The 5,160-nt window shown below is 54.2% G+C and carries 11 protein-coding genes; all 11 read right to left on the bottom strand.

Annotated elements, in window-relative coordinates; translation table 11 throughout:
• Positions 1-356 (bottom strand): YHS domain-containing protein (locus tag RIFP1SYM_RS15590; RefSeq protein ID WP_039960758.1); only part of this gene is annotated, 356 nt, incomplete at its 3' end.
• A gap of 10 nt (positions 357-366) precedes the next feature.
• Positions 367-807 (bottom strand): MerR family DNA-binding protein, encoded by a 441-nt coding sequence (locus RIFP1SYM_RS15585; protein ID WP_039960756.1) that lies wholly within the window; start codon positions 805-807, stop codon positions 367-369.
• Positions 808-838: 31 nt separating this feature from the next.
• Entirely contained in the window at positions 839-1,186 is a 348-nt protein-coding gene (locus RIFP1SYM_RS15580) for a hypothetical protein (protein WP_005966593.1), read from the bottom strand.
• 97 nt (positions 1,187-1,283) lie between these two features.
• Complete coding sequence (locus RIFP1SYM_RS15575; RefSeq protein WP_005966592.1) at positions 1,284-1,685, bottom strand: DUF302 domain-containing protein; 402 nt, start codon at positions 1,683-1,685, stop codon at positions 1,284-1,286.
• A gap of 31 nt (positions 1,686-1,716) precedes the next feature.
• Complete coding sequence (locus tag RIFP1SYM_RS17650; RefSeq protein ID WP_139042177.1) at positions 1,717-1,854, bottom strand: c-type cytochrome; 138 nt, start codon at positions 1,852-1,854, stop codon at positions 1,717-1,719.
• A complete protein-coding gene (locus tag RIFP1SYM_RS18890) occupies positions 1,851-2,168 on the bottom strand; it encodes a c-type cytochrome (RefSeq protein ID WP_005966588.1) in 318 nt (105 codons plus the stop codon). Before RIFP1SYM_RS18890 ends, RIFP1SYM_RS17650 begins: the two co-directional genes overlap by 4 nt.
• A gap of 25 nt (positions 2,169-2,193) precedes the next feature.
• Positions 2,194-2,637, bottom strand: a complete 444-nt coding sequence (locus tag RIFP1SYM_RS15565; RefSeq protein ID WP_005966586.1) for a DUF4399 domain-containing protein — start codon at positions 2,635-2,637, stop codon at positions 2,194-2,196.
• Positions 2,638-2,646: 9 nt separating this feature from the next.
• On the bottom strand, positions 2,647-3,144 hold the full coding sequence (locus tag RIFP1SYM_RS15560) for a DUF411 domain-containing protein (RefSeq protein ID WP_005966583.1): 498 nt from the start codon (positions 3,142-3,144) through the stop codon (positions 2,647-2,649).
• Between the two features lie 11 nt (positions 3,145-3,155).
• On the bottom strand, positions 3,156-3,662 hold the full coding sequence (locus RIFP1SYM_RS17190; protein WP_039960753.1) for a c-type cytochrome: 507 nt from the start codon (positions 3,660-3,662) through the stop codon (positions 3,156-3,158).
• A 68-nt stretch (positions 3,663-3,730) separates the two neighbouring features.
• On the bottom strand, positions 3,731-4,429 hold the full coding sequence (locus RIFP1SYM_RS15550) for a copper resistance protein B (RefSeq protein ID WP_006474917.1): 699 nt from the start codon (positions 4,427-4,429) through the stop codon (positions 3,731-3,733).
• Between the two features lie 13 nt (positions 4,430-4,442).
• On the bottom strand, positions 4,443-5,160 hold a 718-nt coding region (locus tag RIFP1SYM_RS15545), incomplete at its 5' end, for a multicopper oxidase domain-containing protein (RefSeq protein ID WP_039960751.1).

Raw genomic sequence — 5,160 nt, 5'->3', positions numbered from 1 at the left:
TCGGCGTGTTCCTGCTCTGCCGCCTGATCCATCTCCTTATCATTCAGATAGGCGGATGGATCAACCGCGAACTTCTTCTCGCAGTGTTCACTGCAGAAACGATATTCGACACCCTCAAAATGGAATCGATATTCGCTTTCCGCTGAGACATCCATACCACAGACCGGATCAGTATCCGGGGAGGGCTTCAGATAGTGTTCTGGCTGAGCACGAAACTTGTCGAGACATGAACCGCTACAGAACCCATATTCGATATGGTTATATATGTAGCGGTGAGGGCTCTCGGGATTGACATCCATGCCACAGACCGGATCGACACCGTTCCAGGTTTCAAGTTTCTTTGCTGGATGTCCCATGGTTGTCTCCTTAGCTATCTGCGTGACAGGGTTTTTTATCTTCGTTGCTTTCGATCGACTCGATGAGATGGCACACGCTGTTGCCATCGGGAATCCCGTTTGGCATCAGCTTCCACTGTTCCAGTGCCTGTTCCATGCGAGCCTGCAGTTTCATCATCTCCTCGATCTTGACCCGGTTCTCCTGAATACGATGCTGGATGATCTTTCGCACATCGTCACAAGGCGACTCACCCATATCCCCATGCCGGGTGATCTGTTTGATCTCATTCAGGGTAAAGCCAAGATGCTTGGCCATGCGGATAAAACGGATCCGAGTTGCATCGTGTGACGTAAAGAGGCGGTAACCATTCTCCTGCTGTCCGGCAGGCTGGATCAGACCGATACGCACGTAGTAGCGAACCACATGGGCCGGTGCATCGCTCTGTATCGCAAGTTCATGAACTGTGAGCATCGATCTGTTCCTCCTGCCAGCCGACTGTTTGCTATTTCTTCTGCAACTCAACCAACTGTTTCAGCAGTGCCTCTATGTTGGCCATGTGCGTTTCCATTTTCTTCATATGCTCCTGCATCATGGCCTGCTTCTCCTGCATCATCTTCATCATGGGCATACTGTCCTTACCGCCCCCCATCATCGGCATGTTGCCCTGGCCCTTCATCCCGGCCATTCCACCCTGTTGGCCACTCATCATCGGCATCTGTCCACTGGACATGGGCATTCCGGAAGACGGATTTGCCGCACCTTCAGCGTAATGCTCGGAATCGGCAATCGCTGCAAAAGAAACGGAAGCCAGAAAAACGGCCATGCTCATGGTTTTCGTTATCGCCATCATCTCTGCCTCTCTATTTGGAATAATCTCGCTGTAATCAGCTGGTATACTTATCGTACAACCTGCGTGTTACACACAGGTCAAGGGTCTTTTGGTACGATCAGTCAATCGTGCTTCCACCCATCGCCTGGCGCACACGAAGAAGTCTGGAACGCACCTCTTTCGCCAGCTCAGCAATATCGTCCCGATCGACCAGATTCAAGACCGCCTCCGGATCCATGAATGCAACGGTGATCGTTCCATCCTCCTCTCCTCGTATCACCACATTGCACGGCAGCAGGAGTCCGATATCGGGCTCTGCATCAATGGCCTGGTTGGCAAGGGGCGGGTTGCAGGCACCAAGAATCTTGTAGGGCCTCTTCTCCAGACCCAGTTTTTTCTTCAGCGTGGCCTGCACATCAATCTCGGTCAGAATGCCGAATCCCTCATCCTTCAACGCACCGATTAACTTCTGTTCGATCTCGTCCAGGTTCCCCGTCAGTCGGGTTGAAAAGCTGTACATCTCTTCTATTCCTCTATTTGTTAATGAAAACCTATAGCGTTCTCAAGAAATGGATGATCTTCCATCGATCCTCGATGCCAAGTGTCTCCTTGAATGCCGGCATGGCGGTATTGAATCGCTTGCCGCCTTCACTGATGGTCCAGATGAGATAGTTGTCCCGGGCCATCATGCGCATTTGCATAAAATGGTTGAATTGGCTGGTCGCGGTGAAAGCGGCTTGCCTGCCGGGCCATCGCCATAACCCTGCTTGCCGTGGCAGGCAGCGCAGTTGGCCTGATAGAGCTGCTCGCCCTCAGCTATGACCGCATCTGAGGCAGGCAATGAATTGCGCATATCTCTGTAGGGTTCAGGAACACCCACCCGCATACCCTGATGATGCCTGGCCACGCTATGGTTCATCATCATGCCGCCAGCCAGAGTGACACCAGTCACCAACAGCAACGCCAACGCACCCAATCCAAATTGGCCTGCTCGTTTATTCATAACGGCTTCCTTTAGACACAGAATCTCACTGCACGGTGATCGTGATCTTGCCGGAAATCAGTGGTGGATCCTGGGGTTCATGTTGCTCATCACCCAGTAACAACTGAAGCGTGTGTCTACCGGGGGGGAGTTCCAGCAGGGTTTCGGTCTCTCCCTGATCGAAATGGATGTGGTGTGCATCACTTGGGATGGCCTCATCCATATCCGGTGTTTGATCCAGGTCCACCAGAAGGTGGTGATGGCCTGCAGTATGCCGCCGCTTGCCGGTGGTCCCGGCAGGGGTAATACCGAAACCCTCGATCCCAAATTTCACTTTGAATGGACTTTTTACCACTGCTCCATCCGCAAGGCCGATGAAATAGACCCTTGCCTGTTCTGATGGCGAGTGCGCCATCACGATGGTTGTCCCCAGCAGCAGTGCCATTATCAGAACGGGTGTGATAACTGAAACAAGACGCTTCTTAATCATCTCTATCTCCTACTGATTGCGCCTGGCATACACGGTGGTTTTTCCGTTTGCCTGGAAGGTCACAACGTCATAAGGATCTTCCCTCGGCCCTTCCATCCCTGGCGAACCCATGGGCATGCCGGGCACAGCCAGGCCTTTGATAGATGGTTTTTCTTTCAATAGGCGGGCAATCACATCGGCAGGCACGTGCCCCTCAATGACATACTCACCCACTTTGGCGGTATGGCAGGACTGCAGATGACGCGGCACGCCCAGCTCTGCTTTCACCGGATTCATGTTGCGCTGGTTGTGTACTTCCACCGTATAACCGTTCTCTTTCAGATGACTGACCCAACCCTTGCAACAGCCGCAGGTCGGGCTTTTATAGACAACTACATCGGCCGCTTTAGCCGGTTGTTGAGTGAGTAATACGCCTCCCGTAACCAGCGTGATTCCGGCCAGCAACCAAGCAGCGAGCTTTGCGTAAGCAGGTGTTTTCTTTGACTTCACGATTCTCTCCTTTGTCATAATCTTTCTCCTTAGCCCCCATTGATTGGCCGTATGGATTTACTGGCCTGAGCATTCCGCTCATACCACACACGGTAGATCTCATCGGACCAGTGGGTCTGCACCCAGGCCAGAATGTCGTCGATCTGCTGATTGTTCAGTTTGTCGGCAAAGCCCGGCATGGTCCCGCCAAGAGGAATACCTCCCCGTTGCACGGTTCGATGCAAAACGGATAACGGGTGGTGCCAGGTGTGTGCAGTACCGTTTAATGGCGGCGGAGGATACTTGCCCTCAGCATCGGGTTCTTTCCAGTTCGGTGTACCTGAGGCATCCGACTTATGACAGCTGGCACAATTTGTCTGGAACAGTACATTGCCTCTTGCAACCTGCTCTTGGTTGTACCAACGCTGGACGGACGGAGACACCGGTGGCGATGCGACTTGTTTATCGACGCTGGCCGTCGCGTTTTGCTGGTCACTGCAACCGGCGAGCCCAATCAGGCTGGACAGCAACAGCACACCCAATAATCGTTTCTTCATGTTTCAGACTCCTTCGGTTTCATCCCACCGGCCCTTCCTCTGGGCCGGTGAAAAGTGTTGTTGAAAGATCAGAACCAGGCCCGAATACCAGCAACGAACTGAACATCGCTGGTGTCCTCACCCTCGTCTCTGGCGAAGTCGGCGGTCTGGCCGAATTTATTCGTCCAGTTGACGCCAATATAGGGTGCAAACTCGCGCCGTACCTCGTAGCGCAACCGCAGTCCCAACTCCATGTCGGAGAGACCGGAGCCAATGCCGACCGCTGCGTCGTCCTTGCTGTAGAGATTCATCGCGATCTCGGGGGACAGGATCAGTTTTTGCGTGAACATATACTCATATTCCGCATCCAGTCGGGCACCGATCTGCCCCGATTCACCAATGAACACTCCCGTATCCACCTCGAACAGATAAGGCGCCAGGCCTTTGAATCCGAAGGCCAGAAAGTCACGGTCCGGTTCCGGTTTAATATCCCGACGCCAGCCAACCTGGAGATCCCAGAAGGGTGCGATGGCACGGCTGTAGAGAAATTGCACTTCAGCCTCTTCCGTTTTGCCATCCACCCGTTCCACATCGGTCTTGAACCAGAACTTGTTGAGGTCGTATCCGACCCAGGCATCCGCTTCCAGTACCAGTGGATTGGGGCCATCTGTACTCCTGATCTCCAGCTTGTCGATCATCACCTTGTAGAGCAGCGGATCATCTGCCCCGCCGGCAAAGACGGGGGCGGATAGTCCGATCGCCATCAAAGCAGCTACTGTCTTTTTCATAATCTTTGCCTCCTCAACTGACGATGACGGTGCGGAACATGCCGAGCATGTGGTAGAGCAGATGGCAGTGGTAGGCCCAGCCACCCTCCGCGTCCACGGTGACCCGGTAGCTAATCCGGGAGCCAGGCTGCACAATCACGGTGTGCTTGCGCGGGATGAAGTTGTTGTCGCCGGTCTCCAGATCACTCCACATTCCGTGCAGATGCATCGGGTGATTCATCATGGTGTCGTTGACGAAGGTGATACGCAGGCGTTCACCCAGCTTCCAGCGCAGGGGTTCGGCATCGCTGTGTTTGACGCCGTTGATCGACCACATGTAACGCCCCATGTTGCCGGTCAGATGGAGTTCGATCTCCCGGTCCGGCTCACGGTGATCGTGGGTGGTGCGCAGGTTGCGCAGATCAGCGTAGGTGAGAACACGACGGCCGTTATTACGCAGACCGACACCGGGATCATCCAGCCGGTACTGAGGCACATCAGCGCGCATGTCTACATGGGGGCCGTATTCGGTTGCAGCATGATGGACGGGGCCTGCGGTAAAGTCCGATGGATTGGGCTTCATTGCCGGCTTCGCTGACGGTGCTTGAGCCAACTGCATGCCGCCCATATCCATGCCGGCCATCTGGTGCTGGCTATGGTCCATGCCTGACATCATCTTCCCATCCGGCATCTGATGCTGGCTGTGGTCCATACCCGACATCATCTTCCCATCCGGCATCTGGTGCTGACTG

Source organism: endosymbiont of Riftia pachyptila (vent Ph05) (assembly GCF_000224455.1).
Classification (GTDB): domain Bacteria; phylum Pseudomonadota; class Gammaproteobacteria; order Chromatiales; family Chromatiaceae; genus Endoriftia; species Endoriftia persephonae.
Note: the sequence above shows the minus strand (reverse complement) of the source record. Positions and strands in the feature narration are given on the sequence as shown.

What these genes read in the sequence shown, in the direction of transcription:
- RIFP1SYM_RS15585 (WP_039960756.1), bottom strand. Translation starts at nt 807, where the DNA reads ATGCTCACAGTTCATGAACTTGCGATACAGAGCGATGCACCGGCCCAT.
- RIFP1SYM_RS15580 (WP_005966593.1), bottom strand. Translation starts at nt 1,186, where the DNA reads ATGATGGCGATAACGAAAACCATGAGCATGGCCGTTTTTCTGGCTTCC.
- RIFP1SYM_RS15575 (WP_005966592.1), bottom strand. Translation starts at nt 1,685, where the DNA reads ATGTACAGCTTTTCAACCCGACTGACGGGGAACCTGGACGAGATCGAA.
- RIFP1SYM_RS17650 (WP_139042177.1), bottom strand. Translation starts at nt 1,854, where the DNA reads ATGATGGCCCGGGACAACTATCTCATCTGGACCATCAGTGAAGGCGGC.
- RIFP1SYM_RS18890 (WP_005966588.1), bottom strand. Translation starts at nt 2,168, where the DNA reads ATGAATAAACGAGCAGGCCAATTTGGATTGGGTGCGTTGGCGTTGCTG.
- RIFP1SYM_RS15565 (WP_005966586.1), bottom strand. Translation starts at nt 2,637, where the DNA reads ATGATTAAGAAGCGTCTTGTTTCAGTTATCACACCCGTTCTGATAATG.
- RIFP1SYM_RS15560 (WP_005966583.1), bottom strand. Translation starts at nt 3,144, where the DNA reads ATGACAAAGGAGAGAATCGTGAAGTCAAAGAAAACACCTGCTTACGCA.
- RIFP1SYM_RS17190 (WP_039960753.1), bottom strand. Translation starts at nt 3,662, where the DNA reads ATGAAGAAACGATTATTGGGTGTGCTGTTGCTGTCCAGCCTGATTGGG.
- RIFP1SYM_RS15550 (WP_006474917.1), bottom strand. Translation starts at nt 4,429, where the DNA reads ATGAAAAAGACAGTAGCTGCTTTGATGGCGATCGGACTATCCGCCCCC.